Below are 19,521 nucleotides of genomic sequence, written 5' to 3'. Positions count from 1 at the left end.
CGGAACAGCAGGACAGGGAACAGCACCACAGCAAGCAGCACCACAGCAAGCAGCACCACCCAGGGAGAGGACTGGGCGGCCGGCCCACGGGCCGGCCGTCCGGGCCGCCGTCATGCCCACCACCACGTGCGAAAAGGGATTCAACGATGAACCTGCTACGCAGACCTGACCGACGGCGCGACGTGCGCCGCCCGCACCGAGCGGCCGCCCGGCTGGCGGCGCTGCTGGCCGCCGCGCTGGTGGCCGTACCCCTCGCGACCGGCGTCGCGCAGGCCGCACCCACGTCGCCGGCCGCCCAGGCCGGTTCCGTCGACGACGGCGTGCTGCGCGTCCTGCTGTTCTACAAGCCCAACTTCCACGCCTCCCACGTCCAGGCCCGTCAGGCCGTGCGTGACCTCGCCACGCAGCTGGGTACCGAGTACTCCCAGCCGGTGGAGATCCAGGAGACCGAGGACGCCGCCGCGTTCACGACCGAGAACCTCGCGACCAAGGACGCGGTGGTCTTCGCCCAGACCGGGGGTGTGCTGTTCAACGTGGCCCAGCGGGCCGCGCTGGAGAGCTACATCCGCGACGGTGGCGGGTACATGGGCCTGCACTACGCCGGCTGGTCGGTGGGGCAGAGCGAGCACGACGTCAACCCGTTCTACGCCCGCCTCGTGGGCGCGATGTCGGAGGGCCACCCCGAGAACCCCGCGGTGCGCCCGGGCCGGGTGGTCGTCAAGGACACCGCGCACCCGCTGACCCAGGGCCTGCCCGCCGACTTCACCCGCAGCGACGAGTGGTACGACTGGCTGGTCAACCCGGCCCCGAACGTGCGCACCCTGCTCAACGCCGACGAGTCGTCGTACGGCGGCGGCACGAACGGGACCAACCACCCGATCACCTGGTGCCAGGAGATCGACGCCGGCCGGTCCTGGTACACGGGCATGGGGCACGAGGGTTCGGCGTACGCCGAGGCCCCGATCCGCACGCAGATGAAGAACGGCCTCGCCTACTCCGCAGGCCTGCTCCCGGCCGACTGCTCACCGCCCGACAAGTCCGAGCAGGGCTCCTGGAGCGGGGTCACCCCCTGGCCGCTGGTCCCGATCAACGCGGCGCTGACGTCCGACGGCAAGGTCCAGTCGTTCGGCAGCGTCTCCTCGGGCTGCACCGACAGCACGCCGTACGACTTCGGCGGCAACTCGTGCGTCACCCAGGGCGGCCAGATGGAGATCGACGTCTGGGACCCGGCCGAGGAGCGCACGACCGCCAACGTGAACGACGGCATCGTCACCAACTCGACCTACACCGACCTGTTCTGCTCGATGCAGGTCCAGATGCCGCACCGGCGGGCCACGATGACCGTCGGCGGCGACGACGCCCTGGGCGGCAACGCGCCCAACGACGCCTCGCTCGGCGTCACCAGCTACACGACCAACCAGGGCCTGCGCAACGAGGCGCCCATGAACTTCCCGCGCTGGTACCCCACGGGGACGACCCTGCCCGACGGTTCGGTGGTGGTGCAGGGCGGCAGCCTCAAGGGTGGCCCGGGTGGACCCGGCGTCCTGACCCCGGAGATCTACACCCCCGACGAGGGCAGCTCCTGGAAGCTCCTGGAGGGTGCCACCAGCGCGGCGGCGTACGGTGACGGCGGGAACGGCAACGGGCCCGACGAGAACCGCTGGTGGTACCCCCGCGCGTTCGTCGCGCCGGGGAACGGCAACGTCTTCAACATCACCGGCACCCAGATGTACGAGCTCGACCCGTCGGGTGACGGCGAGGTGATCCTCCGGGGCACCCTGCCCGCGGACATCGCGAACCAGGGCGGGCTCGGCAACCCGGTCGGCGCCACGTCGACCGCGACCATGTACCGCCCCGGCAAGATCCTGCAGGTCGGCGGCGGCTGGTGGGCCAACGGCGGGGGACCGGACGGCGCCCGCGCCGGGTTCACCGTCGACATCACCGGCGGCACCGACGCCCCCGTGGTCGAGGCGACCGAGCCGATGAAGCACAAGCGGCACTGGGCCACGTCCACCGTGCTGCCCGACGGCAACGTCATCGTCACGGGTGGTTCGCGGGACAACAACGGCAACGCCGGCTACGTCACCACCGCCGAGATCTGGAACCCCGACACCGGCGAGTGGACCGAGGTGGACGTGCCGTACGAGCACGCCCGTTTGTACCACTCGACAGCGCTGCTCCTGCCCGACGGCCGGCTGATGGTGGGCGGCGGCGGCACGCCGGGCCCGCGCAACTACACGGACGTCGAGTTCTACTCCCCGGCCTACCTCTTCGACGGCGACGAGCCGGCGGCGCGTCCGGAGGTCACGGGCGTCCCGAAGAAGATCGGCTACGACGGCACCTTCGACGTGCAGGCCGACGGTGAGGTCTCCCGCGTCACGCTGGTCCGCAACGGCTCGGTGACGCACGGGTTCAACAACGACCAGAACTTCCAGGACCTGGCGTTCGCCCAGGAGGGCGGCGACCTCACCATCGAGACGCCGGTCGACGGCACCTTCGCCCCGCCCGGCGCCTACATGCTCTTCGTCTTCGACGAGGACGGCACCCCATCCGTCGCCGACATCGTCCAGATCGACCCGACGGTCGAGATGGACGCCCGCTCCCCGCACCTGGTCGACCAGCTCGAGTACCCGCGGATCCCGGCCGAGTGGCGTTCCGCCAACCCGCCGGCCGTGGTCGACGTCGAACCCGGCAACGGCCGGATGTCCCCGTGGGAGGTCGACAGCACGGTCCAGCTCGTCCGTGCCGCAGCGCCCAGTCAGGGCGGTCTCGGCCTGACCGGCTACCACCTCGGTGTGGGCAGCGAGGGCAGCCTGACGCGTACGCTCAAGGGTCTCGACCCGGGCCGTGAGTACCGCCTCTCGCTGCGCTACGCCCGCGACAGCCGGTCCGCCGGCACCGCCCCGGGCACGGCGGACCTCACCGTCGGTGACCTGTCGACGACCCTGACGGCAGCGGAGGGTCTGTCGTCGCGGAGCAAGTTCGGTACGTACGTCGGGACCTTCGTGGCCGACGCGCGGTCCCAGGACCTGACCATCACCGCCGGGGACTCCGGTGCGGGCGTCATGATCGACGACCTGGTGGTCGTGGGCTCCGACCCCGGTGCCTCCGACGTCCCCGTGCACTACGAGCTCGACGAGGGCTCCGGTACCAGGGCCGCCAACTCCGGCACCGACGACTCGGTGGGCGCCGCCACGCTCACGGGCACGACCGGCTGGAGCGACGGCGGCGTGTTCGGCGGTGCCGCCGACTTCTCCGGCGGGACCAACACGAACGCGGTGGACCTACCTGACAACCTGCTCCAGGGCGAGGAGCGCTTCACCACCTCGTTCTGGGTGCGGCCCGACACCACGTCGGACTGGGCCGGGCTGTTCCACATCGGGGACGGGCTCGCGGACGCGGGCAGCTTCTTCCAGATCCAGCTGCAGACCAACGCCGCCGGCGCCACCGGGCTCGCGGCGACGTTCAAGGCCAAGGGCGCAGCGCTGCAGGAACGGGTCTACGCCACACCGACCCGGGACGTGGCCGTCGGCGAGTGGAACCACGTCGCGTTCACCCGGCAGGGTGCGACCGGCACGCTCTACCTCGACGGTGAGCCGATCGCGTCCCGCGACGACCTGACGATCGACATGGCCGACGTCGGGCCGACGTCGAACAACTGGCTGGGACGCAACGGCTTCCCGGACCCGGCCTACGACGGCCTCATGGACGACGTCCGCGTCTACCCCTCGGCGCTCGGGGATGCCGAGATCGCGGCCCTGTACGACGACGGCAGCGCGCTCGCCACGACGACCGAGGTGACCGTCGAGCCGGCCTCGCCGTCGCCGTTCGGCGAGCCGGTGACCGTCTCCGCCGCCGTCGCGGCCGGGGCCGGCGAGGCACCCTCGGGTGTCGCCGAGCTCTGGGTCGACGAGTCGCGCGTCGGCGGCCAGGCCGACGTCGTCGCCGGCGCGGTGGAGTTCACCGACGTCGCTCTCTCACCGGGGGAGCACGAGGTGCAGGTCCGCTTCCTCGCCGACGACGGGTGGCGCGACTCCGCGCAGACCGTCAAGCACACGGTCGAGCGGCCACCGCCGGGCGAGGGAACGCCGATCCACTACGCCTTCGACGAGGGACAGGGAACGACGGCGGCCAACAAGGGCCTGGACAGCTCGGTGGGCGCGGCGACGCTCACCGGATCGGCCGGCTGGACCCCGGACGGCCGGTTCGGTGCGGGGATCAACCTGCCCGGCGGCGCCGCGTCGACGGGCAACCAGGTCGAGCTGCCCGACAACATCGATGCGGGCATGGACGACCAGTTCAGCGTGTCGGTCTGGGCCCGCCCGGACGCACTGCCGACCTGGGTGCCGCTGTTGCAGATCGGCAGCAGCACCGACACGTTCTTCCTGCTCCAGTCCAACACCCAGACCAGCGGGGCCACCGGCTTCGCCGCGACGTTCAAGGCGCCGGGCACCCCGGGTAGCGCCCAGGAGCGTCTGGTCCTGGGACAGGGCAACGACCTGCCGCTGAACGAGTGGACGCACGTGGTGTTCACCCAGAGCGGCTCGGTCGGGAAGATCTACTTCGACGGCGAGCTCCAGGCCACCCGTGAGGACTTCACCATCGGCATCGGTGACGTCGGGGTGGGCGGCCAGACGACGACCAACCTCATCGGCGGCACCAGCTGGCCGGACGCCCGCTGGGACGGGCTGGTCGACGACTTCCGGATGTTCGGGTACGAGCTGACCGCCGAGCAGGTGGCCCAGCTCCATTCCGGCCCTGCGGCCAACGTCGCCCCCGTGGGTGCGGCCGACGCCTACGGCACCGTCGAGGACGAGCCGCTGACCGTGGACGCCCCCGGCGTCCTGGCCAACGACACCGACGCCGACGGCGACGACCTGACCGCGACCGGGCTCACACAGCCGGCCCACGGCGACGTCGTCATGAAGGCGGACGGGTCCTTGACCTACACGCCCGACAGCGGGTTCGCCGGCACGGACACGTTCACCTACAAGGCGTCCGACGGCACCGCGACGTCGGCGGCCACGACGGTGACGATCACGGTGGAGGAGGGGGAGCAGCCGCCGGCCAACACCGCTCCGGAGGCGGGTCCGGACGCCTACGCGGCGGTGGGCGGCGAGCCGCTCACGCTCCCGGCGCCTGGTGTCCTCGCCAACGACACCGACGCCGACGGCAACGTGCTGACCGCCACGGGGGTGACCCAGCCCGCCAACGGCAAGGTCACCCTGGAGGCGGACGGGTCCTTCACGTACACCTCCGACGCCGGGTTCTCCGGCAAGGACGTCTTCACCTACCGGGCCGACGACGGGGAAGATCTCTCCGCGCCGGCGACGGTGACCATCACGGTGAAGTCGCCCGCTGTGACGGCGGTGGCCGGGGTGGCGCTGCCGATCACCTACGGCACGGCAGGCACGGTCTCGGTGGCGGTCTCACCGGACACGGCCACGGGGCGGGTCGAGCTGTCCGACGGCGCGAAGGCACTCGCGGAGGCCACGATCGCGGACGGGCGAGGAACCCTGGTTCTCCCGGCCACCTCGTTGGTGCCGGGGGTGTACGACCTGACCCTCCGCTACGGGGGCGACGTCGACCACCGGGCCGCCTCCTCGAAGGTCAGGGTGGTGGTGGAGAAGGTGGTGCCGACCATGGAGATCTCGGCGGCGAAGGCCTCGGGGAACAAGGCGGTCGTGACCGTGGCGCTCACCGCGGCGCACGACGTCCGGGTGACCGGCGAGGTGCGGCTCGCGGTCCAGGGCGGCCAGACGCTGCTGGGGACGGTCCAGAACGGTCGCGTCCTCTTCGAGGTACCGAGGCCGAAGAAGGGTGACCTGACGCTCACGGCGTCCTACCTCGGCAGCGAGCTCGCGCTCGCGGCCGAGACCAAGGTGACGGTCAGGGTGCGGTAGCAGGAAAGGCGTGGGCCCGGAGGACGGATCCTCCGGGCCCACGCCACCCGCGGGTGACCTGTTGCTCAGTCGTCGGCCAGTGCGGCGACCACACCGGCCCGGCTCTCGTCCTCGCTGGCGAGCACACCGCCGTTGGCGACGATGTCGGGAGTGATCTCGCTGAAGACCATGCGGACGTCCTGGCGCCGGGCGCCCAGGATCTCGACGGCGCTGTCGGCGACGGCCTTGGCGAACTCGCGACGCTGCTCGACGGTGCGGCCACGCAGCAGCTCGACGGTGATGTTGGGCATCTCTTCCCTCCGGTGGTTGGCCGCTCCGCCCACGTCCACGTGTTCACGGGTGCGACCTCGATTCGGTGACATGAACCACCGTACGGGCGCCATGCCCGCGGCGTCCATGATTTCGAGACTTTGGTTCACATTCTTGACAGCGGTTCGGCATGCTGATTCGGTGTGCTGGCCATCTCCACAGGCGGGGAGCCCTATGCATCGCACGACCATCACCCGACGCGTGGCCCTGTCCGGGCTCGCGACCGCCGTGCTCGTGACCCTCGGGTCGGTGACGGCGGCAGCCCACGTGACCATCACGCCGTCGACCACCGCCGCGGGCGCCACCGCCGTGCTCCGGCTCGAGATCCCGCACGGGTGCGAGGGCTCGGCGACGACCGCGGTCTCCGTCCGGATGCCCGAGGACGTCGCGGACGTGACCGCCTCCGGCACGGACCGCTGGACGGTCGACCAGGCCGCCGACAGCCTGACCTGGACCACCGGTGAACCCCTTCTCGACGGGGAGCACGACCAGGTGGAGTTCTCCCTACGGCTGCCCGACGACGCCGGCGCGACGCTCGTCTTCCCGGTGGTCCAGCGGTGCGAGGAGGGGGAGGCGGCCTGGACCGAGGTCGCTGACCACGCCGAGGGCCACGACACGGGCCACGACGCGCTCGAGAGGCCGGCGCCGGTCGTCGTCGTGACGCCCGGCGACCCGGCGTCGGGCGCGGACGGCGGCACCGAGGCGGCGGCCGCGGCCACCGGCGCGGAGGAACGCGATCCACTGCTCGTCTACGGTGCGGCCGGCGTACTGCTCGCGGGCGGCGTGGCGAGCGGGGCGGCCCTGCTGCGGCGTCGTCGACGCTCATGACACGCCTCGAAGCGGGGCGGCACCGGAGCGCGGGTGTGCGCGCCGGCGGCTGGCTGCTCCTGGTCGCCCTCGTCCTCGCGCTCCTGGTCGGCCCGGTGAGCCACGCCGCGGCCCACGCGACCCTCGTGCGCACCGACCCGGCGCAGGGCGCGGTGCTCGACACCGCGCCGGAGCGGATCACCTTCAGCTTCAACGAGTCGGTGATCGGCGTCCCTGCGGGCATCAAGGTGTTCGACGCGACCGGCGCGGAGGTGGCCTCCTCTGCCTCGGTGCGCGCGTCGGAGCTCTTCGTGGACCTCGACGGGGAGGTCCCGGACGGCACCCTGGTGATCGTGTGGCGTCTCGTGTCGGAGGACGGGCACCCGATCGGCGGTTCGCTGAGCTTCGCCGTCGGCGCGCCCAGCGAGGTGGTGGACGTGCCGTCGGCCGACGCGGACGCCGGCACCGACGCACCCGTCCTGCTCGGCCTGGTCCGCGGGCTGGGCTACGTGGGTCTGCTGGTGGCAGCCGGGGTGGCGGCGTTCACCGTCCTGTTCCTTCCGCGGGACCGTGGCACCGACCGCTCGCGTGCCCGGCTCCGCACGGCCGCTCGCCTGGCGGCCGGCGTCGCGGCGCTCGGCTGGGGGCTCGCCGTGCCGCTGGTCGCGCTGTACCAGCTCGGCCTCCCGGCCGCCGCGGTCCTCGACGGGTCCACCTGGTCGTCGCTCGCGCCGGCCGAGTACGCCGTCCCCGCTGCTGTGGTCGCGGGCCTCGCGCTGGCCGCGGGCTCGCTCCCGGCGTCGGCCGCCCCCGGCCGGACCAGAACGGCCCTGATCCTGGCCGGCTGTTTCCTGGCGGTCACCGCACCGGCGTTCACGGGCCACACCAGGGCCGCGACACCCGAGGCGCTGGTGGTCGGCGTCGACGTGCTGCACCTGGCCGCGGGAAGCCTGTGGCTCGGGGGCCTGGTCGCGCTCGCACTCGTGCTCGGCGACCTCGCACGCGGCGACGCCGGTGCCGTCGTGCTCGGCAGGTTCTCGACGTGGGCCGCCGGCCTGCTGGCCGTGCTCGTCGTCGCCGGGACGTTCCTGGCCTGGCGGATCGCCGGATCCTGGGACGCGCTCCTCGACTCCGGCTACGGGGCTCTCCTTCTTGTCAAGGTGCTCGCCGCGCTGGTCGCCGTCGCCATCGCCGCGTGGAACCGGTTCTCCCTGCTGCCGCGCCTCCGTACGGCACCGCGCGGCCGGGACCGTGGGACTCCTGCCACGCTGCTGGTTCGCACGGTTCTCGCCGAGGCCGGTGTGCTGGTCCTCGTCCTGGGCGTCACCGGCTTCCTGGTGGACCGCAGTCCCGAGACCGACGCGGGCGCCACCGCTGTCGAAGGCGCAGGGGAGAGCGTCCAGGAGCCGGTGCAGCTGGGCCATATCTCGGCGGAGATCGCCCTGGATCCGCCGGCCGTCGGCCCGGCCACCCTCACCATCACCATGACCGACGCCGCCGGGGAGGTCGCCGAGGGTTACGAGGCGCCGCGGCTGAGCCTGAAGTCCGACGACGTGGACCTCGGCGAGGTGCGGCTCGCCTCGCTCGGGCCCGGCGTCTACGCCGGCGACGTCGTGCTCCCGACCGGGGGCGAGTGGGAGGCGCAGGTGTCGCTGCGCACCACGGAGTTCGACAACCCGGTCCGGACGGTGACGTTCCGGGTGCCGTGAGCGAGCGCGCAGCGGGAGGGGTCGTGAGCCTGTACCTGGTGCGCCACGGGCGCCCCGCCCCTGACCATTCCGTGCCGGCATCGGAGTGGGCGCTGGATCCCGCCCACGAGGACGACGTCGTCAGGTTCGGCGCCGCCGGCAGGCTGCCCGAAGACGCGGCGTGGTTCACCTCGCCCGAGCCCAAGGCCGCCCGCACCGCGGAGCTGTTGGCGGGCCGGCCCGTCGATGTCGTGCACGAGCTGCGCGAGCACGAGCGCGCCGCCGGCCGGGTCGAGGACTTCCCGGCGGTCGTCGCGCAGGCGTTCGCCCGGCCCGACGACGTGGTGCGCGACGGCTGGGAGCCGCTGACCCGTACGCGAGCGCGGGTGAGCGCTGCCGTCCGGCGGATCCTCGCCGAGCAGCCCGGTCGGGACGTGGTGCTGGTGGGGCACGGGACCGCATGGACGGTGCTGGTCGCGGAGCTCACCGGAGCGGAGCCGGACCTGGACCGGTGGCGCGGGCTGCGGATGCCGGACGTGATCGTCGTCGACTGGCAGGGGATGGTCAGCGAAGAACACTCCTCTTGGACCGGACGTTGCCCTGCGCCTGGCTGGACGATCCGCCGCTTCAAGCCGCACGACGAGCCCTTGCCGCCCTAAGATCTATTGCCTGACCTGCGCTTACTCGCCTATTGTCCTCGCGGGCAACCGCCCACGTGTCTGACAAGTGGGGGTTAGGTCGTGACGAGGCCGTCTGATTGGTCGCCGGTGGGGTTGGATGCTGATCCGACGCCGGGTGATCCGGTGTTGGTGCTCTCGGGTGGGCAGGAGTACTTGGAGGTCGCGTCCTCGATCGACAACGCCGCGAGTGCGATGAGTCGCCTCGATGTCGCAGGCACCGTGTCGCGGGCGGTGGATGCGTTGATGGAGCGCAAGGAAGACACCATCGGCGAGATCCGTAAGGCCCACGGCCGATACCTCGCCGCCGGAGAGGCACTGGTCGGGTACGCGTCCGCCCTGGAGCGGGTGCAGTCGGAGACGCTGACCGCGTTGGACCAGGCCCGGGATGCGCAGGACCAGGTCCAGGCCGCGTCGGGGTCGAAGGACCGGTGGCAGGACCTGGCCGACAGTGCGAAGGACGAGACGGAGAAGGCGGAGTACGAGCAGAAAGCCCGCCAGGCCGACGGCGAGGCAGACCAGGCCGCGGGGGTCATCAGCTCGGCGAAGTCGACCATCGACTCCGCGGTCTCCGACCGCAACCGCGCCGCGGAGCATGCGATCGACCGGATCGAGGAGATCACCAGCTCCGACGACCTGAATGACGGGTGGTGGGACAACTGGGGTTCCAAGCTTGTCGCCGCGATCGCGGACATCGCCGACATGATCTCCACCATCGCCGGGATCCTCGCGATCATCGTCGCGTTCATCCCCGTTGTCGGCACCGCCCTGGCCGGAGTCCTCATAGTGATCGCGGCGGTGGCGGCCATAGTCTCCGCGGTCGCGAACATCACCCTCGCTGCGACCGGTGAACGCTCCTGGGCCGAAGCAGGTCTCGCGATCGCGGGTGCCGCGCTCTCCCTCATTGGTCTGGGTGCTGCGGCGAAGGCCGCGACCGGGCTGGCCAAGGGCATCAGCAAGGGTGCTCTGCGGTCGGGCAAGTCGTGCAAGTTCGGGTTCGGCAAGTGCTTCGTGGCCGGCACCCTGATCCATACCCCGGACGGACCGCGGCCGATCGAGGAGATCCGGGTCGGGGACAAGGTCTGGGCCCACGACCTGGTCGCCGGGACCAGTGAGCTCCAGCTGGTGGTCGAGACCTTCGTGCGGCACACCACCGAGCTGTTCCACCTCACGGTCAACGGCGCCGTCGTCTCCACCACCGCCGAGCACCCGTTCATGGTCCAGGGCCGCGGCTGGATCGACGCCGCGTTCCTGAACGTCGACGACCTGCTGGTCACCCCGGACGGCACCACGGTCCCGGTCGAGGCCATCGAGACCGAGACCCGGGCCGAGGCTGACGCGGAGACGGTCTACAACTTCCACGTCGAGACCCACTCCAACTACTACGTCCACGCGGGCGAACTGCTGGTCCTGGTGCACAACGCGGGCCACACCGCCCCCGACGGCATACCCGGCCTCAAGTTCAAGCCGAAGGACGGCCTTGGGCGTCCCACCGGCGTCAAGATCAGGCTGACTCCGGAGGACGTGGCGAAGTACGGGCAGCGCACCGACCCTCCTGCCAGCGTGCGCTCGGGGCTCGGCTCCGAGTACAACGGCAGCAAGCACAACGCCGGCCACATCCTCGGCGCGCAGCTCGGCGGCCCGAACAAGAACATCGACAACTTCTTCATCCAGCACACCACGTCGAACAGTCCGTGGCAGAGCGCCATCGAGTCCGAGGTCAAGAAGGCCGTGCTGGGAAAGATCGACGGCGTTCCCGCGGGCGCGGTCGACTACGACGTCACGCTCAAGTACGCCGACGACGTCTCGACCAACATCCCGCCCGAGGTCCATATCAAGGCCAGTGGCGACAACTACAATCTGGATATCAACCTCAAGAACGAGCCTGACATGCCCAATGTCAGGGAGACCCCGGCGTTCGACCGGAACTCGGACGGGATCCGATTCGGAGAGGTCGGATCTGGACCAGCGACCCCGAGGAATGCACCCGCATGACAAGTGCTCAGCAACTGATCGAGATGGCACCTCTCACGCCGCCGGCCGGCTCGTTCGACTGGGAACAGGTCGAGCGTCAGCTCGGTACGGCCGTGCCCCAGGACTACCGCGAGCTCCTCGACGCAGGTGGTGGCGGACTCTGGCTGGACTACCTGAGGCTCTTCGTCCCGGCGCCCGGCTCCGGTCTCAAGCACGTCGATCTCGAGCGGTCGGGGCTGGAGTGGGAACAGCTCCAGGACCTGTTCGAGGACGAGGTCGTGGAACCACCGGACGATCTCGAACCCGGTGTCCGGCTGCTGCCCTGGGCCTCGACCGGCTCGGGGGTGACGCTCTACTGGGAGGTCGCACCCGAGGCGGCTGCCGGTTCGTATCCGATCCGGGTCTCGGACCGGAACGGCGACCTGTGGGAGAGGTACGACCAGAGCACCACCGACCTGCTCCTCACGGCTGTCCAGGGCGAGCTGGACAGTGAGCTGCTCGACGAGTCGTGGATGGACCGCGAGGCGCTCTTCACGCCGTACGCCGCCGAGTAGCGGCACGCAGCACATCGACCTCGCAGCCCGGAGCGGCGGGGTCGAAGCCGTGCTCGACCAGCCAGCGGATCGCCAGCAGGCTCCGCAACGACCACCACGCGCGGATCACCTCGAGGTCGACGTCGGTGCCGTAGCCGGCAACGACGTCGTCCAGACGCTCCTCGTGCCCGAGCGTCAGGATGGCCAGGTCGAACAGGGCGTCGCCCCGGCTCGCCTCGGTCCAGTCGATCACGCCGGTGACCTCGTCGTCCTCGACGAACACGTGGGCGAGCTGCAGGTCACCGTGGATGAACACCGGCGTCCACGGCCGGAGCGCTGCCTCGGCGATCTCGCGGTTGTGCGTGACCAGGTCGGTCGGGAGCACGTCGTGGGTGACGAGCCACTCGCACTCGGAGTCGAGCTCCGCGGTGAGCTCGTCCACGCTCCGGCCGGGCCACGGCGGCAGCGGGGCCTCGTGCAGCTTCCGGACGGCGGCGCCCGCGGCGGTCCATGCCGCCGACGACACGGGCGACGGCTCACCGAGGCGACCGAGCGCCCTCCCCGGCAGAGCGGCGAGCGCGAGGACGGGCGGCTTGCGCCACAGGATCTCCGGGGTCGGGACCGGCGCCATGGCCATCGCCTCGACCTCGACGTCGGTACGCCTCTGGTCGCCGTCGACCTTCAGGAACACGTCTCCGACGCGGAGGGTCGCGCAGGCCTGGTGGGCGACGACGACTCGGACCTCCTGCAGGTCGGCTCTCATGCGGGCCATTGTCGTGAGGAGCAGCCGCCGGTGTCACCGGTTTTGTTCGGCAGGAGGATGCGAGTGGTCGTACCGCTTCCTAGCGTGGAGCGGTCGGCCTTGCCGACGACAGAGATGTCGACACGGATCGAGGGAGAACGATGAGGACGACCGAGATGCTGCAGACCTATCCCCGGACCATGAACCTCGACCGCGAGCTTCTGGCGGCCGCCATCGAGGCGATCGTGGGCTGCTCCCAGGCGTGCACGGCGTGTGCGGACGCCTGCCTGAGCGAGGACTCGGTCGCCGACCTGCGCAAGTGCGTCCGGACCAACCTGGACTGTGCCGATGTCTGCGACGCCACCTCACGCGTGCTGTCCCGGCACACCGGCTACGACGCGAACATCAGCCGCGCGCTGCTGGACGCGTGTATCGCCGCGTGCCGGGCCTGTGGTGACGAGTGCGAGCAGCACGCGAGCATGCACGAGCACTGCCGGGTGTGCGCGGAGGCGTGCCGGGCGTGCGAGGCGGCCTGCCAGGACCTGCTGAGCAGCATGAGCTGAGACCTCTCCGCGAGAGGCGCGGACGACGCGTTCGTCGGCCGCCTACTTGAGCAGCTGGTCCGCGGCGACCGAGAGCCGCACCTGGTCGCCGACGACCGAGGCGATCTCCCCTGCTTCGACGTACCGGTGCCCGGAGAACAGCCCGCGAGCATCCACCCGGATGTACCCGACACGGGTGAGGTGCTCCTGTGCTTGCTGGTTCAGCTCGCTGCCGACACGGAACGCGTCGGCGATCCACGTGACAGGACCGCCGGGCTCGTCGGGCGACTGGCCGGCGCCGGTGGCCGCGCCCGCGTCGGCCATGTGGACCTCGTCGACGGTCCCGACGGTCTCACCACTGGCGTCGACGACGGTCATCCCGGTCGTGACGTCGCGAATCGGCCCCGTTGGCCCGGTGAACTCGGTCATGGTCGTCCTCCTCCTCGTGTGTCCAGTCGCCGTCCGGCGGGCTGAGCGGCCCTGCTCTCGATGCTGCCCCGCCCTGCGAGAGCTCGCACCTGGGTGGCTGGTTCCCCCGGGCGCCGTCAAACTTCGATTCGAAGCGCTTCGATAAGTCGCTCCCCGGCAGGTGTGTAGCCCTGTAGGCCTGTCAGTGCGCTATGGGGGGCATTCGGGGGTTGCGCACTTTCCGGCCCGAGTTCTATCGTGTTGAAGCGCTTCGAGGGATTGATCCCCTTTGAGCGCATGCTGGGCCGGCCACCATGCGGCGAGCGATTGCCGCACATCAACCACAGCGCGCTCGACGGCGAGCCGATCGGCCATCGAGCGACACCCGTGCGCGAAGAAGGGCACACCGTGAAGAAGCTCTCCGGGAAGAAGTTCGCCGCTCTGGTACCTCTCAGACGCCTGGTCACCGGGATGGTCGCCGCGATGCTGGCGGTCGGCGTATCCGTGACCGGCGCGACGCCCCGGGCGTCGGCCGACACCGTGACACCGCTGAACGCATCGCAGATCGTCGCCGACATGGGCGCGGGCTGGAACCTGGGTAACAGCTTGGAGGCCAACTCCAACGGTTATCCGAGCGAGACCGCGTGGAACAACCCCACCGTCACCCAGGCTCTGATCGACCGGGTGCGGGCTGCAGGGTTCAAGACGATCCGGATCCCGGTCTCGTACCTGAACGCCATAGGATCCGGTCCGAACCACACGATCGACGCCGCTTGGCTGAACAGGGTCCAGCAGGTCGTCGACTACGCGTACAACCGGGGCATGTACGTCGTGATCAACATGCACGGCGACGGCTACAAGACCGTCACCGGCTCCTGGCTGATCTGCGACGCGTCCGATCAGTCGACGATCAAGGCCAAGTACCAGAAGGCCTGGCAACAGATCGCCACCAGGTTCCAGGGTTACGACCAGCGCCTGATCCTCGAGTCGATGAACGAGGAGTTCGACGGGCAGTACGGAAACCCCACCCAGCCGTGCTACTCCAACATCAACAGCTACAACCAGATCTTCGTCGACACCGTGCGGCAGGCCGGCGGGAACAACAGCTCGAGATGGCTGCTCGTCCCCGGTTGGAACACGAACATCGACTACACCACCGGGGACTACGGCTTCGTGATCCCGAAGGACACCTACCGATCTCCCTCCATCCCCAGCAACGAGCAGCGGATCATGATCTCGGTGCACTACTACTCCCCGTGGGACTTCGCCGGAGAGGAGAACGGCACCATCACCCAATGGGGTCCTCGCGCGGCCGATCCGTCGAAGACGTCCACCTGGGGGCAGGAGGACTACCTGGACTCGCAGCTGAAGAAGACCTATGACGCCTTCGTCACCCGGGGTTACCCGGTCGTCGTGGGCGAGTACGGCGCGATCGACAAGTCGTCGCACGACTCGTCGAACAACCGGTACCGCGAGGACTTCGCGCGCACCCTGGTGGCCACCGCCAAGAAGTACGGCGCCAGCACCATCTACTGGGACAACGGCGTCAACGGGCAGTACGGGTTCGGGCTGTTCAACCGTTCCGCCAACTCGGTGACCCAGCAAGGCATCATCAACGCCATCATGAGCGGCGTTGGTGGCACTGGTCAGTCCGGCTCGGTCGCGGTCGTGGGTGCGGCGTCGAACCGGTGCCTGGACATCCCGAACTCCTCGACGACGAACGGGACGCAGGCACAGCTGTGGGACTGCGCGTCGCGTTCGAGCCAGACGTTCGCCCGCAGCTCCGCCGGTGAGCTGAAGGTCAACGGCAAGTGCCTCGAGGCGGCAGGCTGGGGTACGACCAACGGCACCAAGGCGGCGATCTGGGACTGCACGGGTGGCGCGAACCAGCGGTGGACCGTGAACTCGAACGGCACGATCACCAACGTCCACAACAGGCTCTGCCTCGACGCCAACGGCGGGGGCACCGCCAACGGCACTCAGATCATCCTCTGGGCCTGCAACGGCGGCGGCAACCAGCGCTGGACCCTCCGATGAGGAGGGCGGGCAAAGATCAGCCTCCGGGGGGAGGACTTGTGTGCCACCACGTCCCTACGTTGGGAACATGGCACACACCGGACGGGACGACCACGGCGGAAGCGGCGACGCTCCGACCACCGGCTGGAACTGGGGCGCCGGCATCGCGGTCGGCCTCTCCATCGGGGTGGCGCTCGGCATGGCGCTGGACAACCTCGCTGTCGGCATCGCGCTCGGTGTGGCGTTCTTCCCGGTGTTCGCGATGGTGCGCGGCGGCACTCCGGCGTCCGAGGACGAGGCTCCCCGTGACGACGAGCGGCCGTAGACGCCCGGTAGAGACGACCGGACCGGGAGGGAGCATCGCTTCTGTCAAGCGCTTGGTGAGCTACGTCGATGCTGGCGGCGAACGTCGCACCCAAGGAGTTTCGTTCGCGGTGCGATTCGGGGCAGAGCTTGACGACGGAGAGTTCGTGGTGCTCCTGGACGATCGCGGCTGGACCTCCAGCGGAACATGGACGCAGGTCTCGGTGGCGGAGGTCGACGAGACGACCCGTGTCGTCGTGGGTCCCGACGAGCCGCGTGACGGCGGCACGTGGGAGGAAGCGGAGACCAGCCACTGGGACGGCCTTCGCGAGATCCTCGCCGAACAGGGGGTCGAGATCGGTCTCGTCGGCCTTCGATCGCTTCCGCACGACGTCGTACCCGGCACACGGCTGTTGAACAGGATCGCGGGGAACCCCAGCGGGCCTTCATCCTGATGTGAACGCTCGACGCAGCACGAGTTGAGGGACGCACACCAGCACTTCTCGTGCTTTCGAGCCATGCCCGGGCGGGGCGGGATCTCGGTCGCCTCCGGCTGAAGCGTTGCGAACGGCGTCGGCCCCAGGGTGGAGCCGACGCCGTTCGGTGTCGCAGGTCAGGTCGTCCCGGTCACGCGCCCGCGCGCAGCCACTGCTGGTTGTTGCCGCCGTTGCAGGGGTAGATCTTCAGGATCGTGCCGTTCGACGTCGAGCTCCCGGGGACGTCGACGCACTTGCCACTGCGCCGGTCGACGATCTCGACGTAGCCGTTGCTCGTGCTGCGCAGCGTGAACTGCTGGTTGGTGCCGTTGTAGCAGTCGTACTGCTGGAGCTCGGAGCCGTCCGCGCTGCCGGAGACGTCGAGACACTTGTTGGAGTGGACGGAGCGGATCCGGACGTAGCCGGAGCCGGCGTCCTCGAAGGCCCAGCGCTGCCAGTTCTCCCCGTTCCACGCGTACTGGCCGACGCGGGCGTTGTTGTTCAGGTTGGGGTTCTGGACGTCCATGGCGAGGCCGCTGTGCCGGTTGGTGACGCGTTCGCCGGAGCCCCCGCTGTACGTGGTGTCGAGGATGACGGTGCCGTGCCGGCAGCCGGCGCAGCCCACCTGGGACAGGCCGCTCCAGGAGGTGAGGTCGGAGCTCGTGGAGGTCCACATGCCGCCGTTGGTGTACCGGTCGATGTAGGCGCGGTACGTGCCGTCCGCCAGCTGCACGACCGACGGACCCTCGTGGTGCTGCTGCCACAGGTTCCCCTGGTTGGTCCAGGTGGTGAAGTTGGTGGAGGTCCACCGTTCGATCCACTTGGAGCTCTCGTTCTTCACGAACGCGTGGTAGGTCGAACCGCGCTTCACGATGTACGTGTCGATGTGGTTGGCGGGGATGCCGAGCCGGGTAGGGCCGCTCCACGACGTCAGACCGCCGTTCTGGGCGGTGTACACGTACGGCGTGAACTGGTGGTCCGAGGTGCCGAGACTGACGACGACGCGGACCGTGCCGTTCTCGACGTAGAACTCGGGCGCCCAGGTGTAGGCCGTGCCGCTGACACCGGCCGGGACCGACGCCACGTGCGTCCAGTTCCGCAGGTCGCTGCTGCGCGCGATGTTGAAGTGGGTGGACTGCGTCGTCCAGGACTGGACCGTGTAGGCGATGTAGTACGTGCTGCCCGACTTGATGATGCTCGGGTCGCGCAGCGCGCCCGAGGGGCCGCGGAAATTGGTGTCCGCGAGGGTGCTGAAGCTGGTCGCGTTCGACGAGGTGTAGACCCACAGCTCCTGGTCGGCGGCGGCGTCGCCCTTGAACGTGGTGTAGATGTACGCGGTCGCCGCGTGGGCCGGGGGTGCGGTCACGACCTGCGTCACGGACAGGGCGATGGCGAGCGCTGCGAGGAGCGCGAGGATTCGGTGGCGTGTCGGGTGCGTGGGGACGGCGTGTGTCATGGGACTCCTCTGTCTCGTGCCTGGCCGGGCCAGGCGCCCTCGGTATCTCCGGAGCGCGCGGACGAGCACTTCCGACCGCGCGCCCCAGCTGGGTGGGACGTCAGTCGACCAGGCGGAACGTGGCGTCCTGGCGGGCGGTGTCGGTGCCGATGGTGTCGATCCGGAGCGCGTAGTCGGAGTGGCGCACGTACCGGTCGGGGAAGTTGTACGACTGGAACGAGGACCATCCGGAGCCGGCCAGGCCAGGAACCTGCTTGAACGTCGCGTCACTCCGGAACGTCGAGGACCCGTCGTTCGGCGCGAGCCGCAGCACGTAGTTGTCGTGCCGCAGGTAGTGGCCGGGGTAGTTCTCCGACTCGAACGAGACGTAGCCCGAGCCGCTGTTCGCCAGGCCGGCGACGACGCGGAACCTGCCGTCGAGCGCGGGGCTGACGTTCGGGTCGATCCGCACGCCGAAGTCCGCGTGGCGGACGTAGCGGTCCTGGAAGTTGTAGGACTGCAGACGGCGCACCGGGACGGCGCCGGCGTTGTCGTTCTCGCCGGACGGGCCGGCCAGGGTCGTCGAGGTCGAGACCGGGACACCGAGGTTCGGCGTGCCGTCGGGGTTCCAGGAGATCCGCTGTGCTCGGCTGGTGCGGGTGGTGCCGCACCCCTGGGAGGCCGAGGAGTTGGCGTGGTAGACGATCCAGTCCTCGGTACCGTCGGGCGACTTGAAGAAGGTGTGGTGGGCCGGCCCGTACACCCCGTTGGCGTCGCTGCGCTGGAACAGCGGGTCGGGCATCTTGGTCCAGCTGCCGCGGTTCATCGGGTCGGACCCGGTCAGCTCGAGTGCGCCGATCTTGTAGTCCGGCGTCTGGCAGAAGCTCGCCGAGTAGGTGAGGAAGGTACGGCCGCCGCGCTGCAGCACGTACGGGCCTTCGTTGACCGGGTTGCCCTGGGTCTCCCAGGAGAGCGTGGGCTGGGAGATCAGCGTGCCGTGGGCGGCGACCGTCCACGGGTTCGTCATCCGCGAGATGTACAGGTTCTGGGTGGCTCCCGACTCGAAGCTGCCGTTGTTCGTGAAGGCGGAGAAGACGAAGTAGTTCGCGTTGCCCACGGTCATGACGCTGCCGTCGATGGCCCAGCCGTCGTTCGGCATGAGGTTGAGCTTGGCCTTGTAGGTGTACGGGCCCATCGGGTCCGAACCTGCGCTCTCGAGCACGTGCTGACGCTGCCCGCCGCAGCACGAGCTGGGACCGGCCGAGTAGTAGAGGTACCACTTGCCGTTCAGCTGGTGCAGGCTCGGGGCCCACATGTTCGACGTCGCGCCCGGCTGCGACATCTGGAACACCCGGGTCTCGGCCGCGGTCCTCAGCCCGGACAGCGTGGGCGACTTGCGGATGTAGATGCTCCCGGTCCACGTGGTGGCCGCGTAGTAGTAGTTGCCGTTGTGGTAGCCCAGCCACGGGTCGGCGCTGTTGGGTGTGCCGACGACCGGGTTCTGGAAGTTCGAGCCGGGCGCGGCTGTGGCGACGGTGCCCGACAGGGCGAGGGGGACCAGCACCGCCAGTGCAGCCAGAGCGGCGACGAACATGCGTGAGCCACGTCGTCGACGACGTGGCTGATCTCTCCGTGCGTCCATGTCTCTCCTCCTTGAGAGTCAATGTGAGCGCTAACATTCGCTCCGAAGTGTCCCGGGCCTGCACAG

At 69.9% G+C, this 19,521-nt stretch carries 15 protein-coding genes; 10 read left to right on the top strand and 5 right to left on the bottom strand.

Translation table 11 applies throughout. The annotated features are described in order from the left end of the window. Nucleotides 1-146 precede the first annotated feature (146 nt). Nucleotides 147-5,903, top strand: coding sequence for a LamG-like jellyroll fold domain-containing protein (locus LUU90_RS01580; RefSeq protein ID WP_275001473.1), 5,757 nt, complete (start codon nt 147-149; stop codon nt 5,901-5,903). Between the two features lie 65 nt (nt 5,904-5,968). On the opposite strand, the gene LUU90_RS01575 is transcribed toward LUU90_RS01580, so the two are convergent. Continuing rightward, a complete protein-coding gene (locus tag LUU90_RS01575) occupies nt 5,969-6,193 on the bottom strand; it encodes a tautomerase family protein (RefSeq protein WP_274993916.1) in 225 nt (74 codons plus the stop codon). 193 nt (nt 6,194-6,386) lie between these two features. Here LUU90_RS01575 and LUU90_RS01570 point away from each other — a divergent pair, with 193 nt between their 5' ends. From LUU90_RS01570 to LUU90_RS01550, 5 genes are all read left to right on the top strand, one after another. Next, complete coding sequence (locus LUU90_RS01570) at nt 6,387-7,040, top strand: YcnI family protein (RefSeq protein ID WP_275001472.1); 654 nt, start codon at nt 6,387-6,389, stop codon at nt 7,038-7,040. Further along, entirely contained in the window at nt 7,037-8,728 is a 1,692-nt protein-coding gene (locus LUU90_RS01565) for a CopD family protein (protein ID WP_275001471.1), read from the top strand. Before LUU90_RS01570 ends, LUU90_RS01565 begins: the two co-directional genes overlap by 4 nt. A gap of 23 nt (nt 8,729-8,751) precedes the next feature. Further along, on the top strand, nt 8,752-9,366 hold the full coding sequence (locus tag LUU90_RS01560) for a histidine phosphatase family protein (RefSeq protein WP_275001470.1): 615 nt from the start codon (nt 8,752-8,754) through the stop codon (nt 9,364-9,366). A gap of 81 nt (nt 9,367-9,447) precedes the next feature. Further along, on the top strand, nt 9,448-11,379 hold the full coding sequence (locus LUU90_RS01555) for a polymorphic toxin-type HINT domain-containing protein (RefSeq protein WP_342469207.1): 1,932 nt from the start codon (nt 9,448-9,450) through the stop codon (nt 11,377-11,379). After that, nucleotides 11,376-11,912, top strand: a complete 537-nt coding sequence (locus tag LUU90_RS01550) for a hypothetical protein (protein ID WP_275001467.1) — start codon at nt 11,376-11,378, stop codon at nt 11,910-11,912. The genes LUU90_RS01555 and LUU90_RS01550 overlap by 4 nt, the downstream gene beginning before the upstream one ends. Here LUU90_RS01550 and LUU90_RS01545 read toward each other — a convergent pair. Further along, on the bottom strand, nt 11,890-12,654 hold the full coding sequence (locus LUU90_RS01545; protein ID WP_275001466.1) for a phosphotransferase family protein: 765 nt from the start codon (nt 12,652-12,654) through the stop codon (nt 11,890-11,892). The genes LUU90_RS01550 and LUU90_RS01545 overlap by 23 nt on opposite strands. Before the next feature lie 140 nt (nt 12,655-12,794). Here LUU90_RS01545 and LUU90_RS01540 point away from each other — a divergent pair, with 140 nt between their 5' ends. Then, complete coding sequence (locus tag LUU90_RS01540) at nt 12,795-13,196, top strand: four-helix bundle copper-binding protein (protein WP_275001465.1); 402 nt, start codon at nt 12,795-12,797, stop codon at nt 13,194-13,196. A 42-nt stretch (nt 13,197-13,238) separates the two neighbouring features. On the opposite strand, the gene LUU90_RS01535 is transcribed toward LUU90_RS01540, so the two are convergent. Continuing rightward, a complete protein-coding gene (locus LUU90_RS01535; RefSeq protein WP_275001464.1) occupies nt 13,239-13,604 on the bottom strand; it encodes a hypothetical protein in 366 nt (121 codons plus the stop codon). A gap of 387 nt (nt 13,605-13,991) precedes the next feature. Here LUU90_RS01535 and LUU90_RS01530 point away from each other — a divergent pair, with 387 nt between their 5' ends. The 3 genes from LUU90_RS01530 to LUU90_RS01520 all read left to right on the top strand — a co-directional run bounded on the left by LUU90_RS01530 (nt 13,992) and on the right by LUU90_RS01520 (nt 16,357). Next, a complete protein-coding gene (locus tag LUU90_RS01530; protein WP_275001463.1) occupies nt 13,992-15,620 on the top strand; it encodes a cellulase family glycosylhydrolase in 1,629 nt (542 codons plus the stop codon). A 67-nt stretch (nt 15,621-15,687) separates the two neighbouring features. Then, the gene (locus tag LUU90_RS01525) at nt 15,688-15,924 is read left to right on the top strand and encodes a hypothetical protein (protein ID WP_275001462.1); all 237 of its coding nucleotides are present in this window, start codon (nt 15,688-15,690) and stop codon (nt 15,922-15,924) included. Further along, nucleotides 15,905-16,357 carry a hypothetical protein gene (locus tag LUU90_RS01520; RefSeq protein WP_275001461.1) on the top strand — a complete coding sequence of 151 codons (453 nt, stop codon included), beginning with the start codon at nt 15,905-15,907 and terminating at the stop codon, nt 16,355-16,357. The genes LUU90_RS01525 and LUU90_RS01520 overlap by 20 nt, the downstream gene beginning before the upstream one ends. A 172-nt stretch (nt 16,358-16,529) precedes the next feature. Here LUU90_RS01520 and LUU90_RS01515 read toward each other — a convergent pair whose 3' ends face one another. After that, nucleotides 16,530-17,834, bottom strand: a complete 1,305-nt coding sequence (locus tag LUU90_RS01515; protein ID WP_275001460.1) for an RICIN domain-containing protein — start codon at nt 17,832-17,834, stop codon at nt 16,530-16,532. 100 nt (nt 17,835-17,934) lie between these two features. Continuing rightward, entirely contained in the window at nt 17,935-19,407 is a 1,473-nt protein-coding gene (locus LUU90_RS01510) for a family 43 glycosylhydrolase (protein ID WP_275001459.1), read from the bottom strand. Nucleotides 19,408-19,521: the final 114 nt, after the last annotated feature.

The sequence above is a fragment of the Promicromonospora iranensis genome, assembly GCF_028994775.1.
Classification (GTDB): Bacteria; Actinomycetota; Actinomycetes; order Actinomycetales; family Cellulomonadaceae; genus Promicromonospora; species Promicromonospora iranensis_A.
Note: the sequence above shows the minus strand (reverse complement) of the source record. Positions and strands in the feature narration are given on the sequence as shown.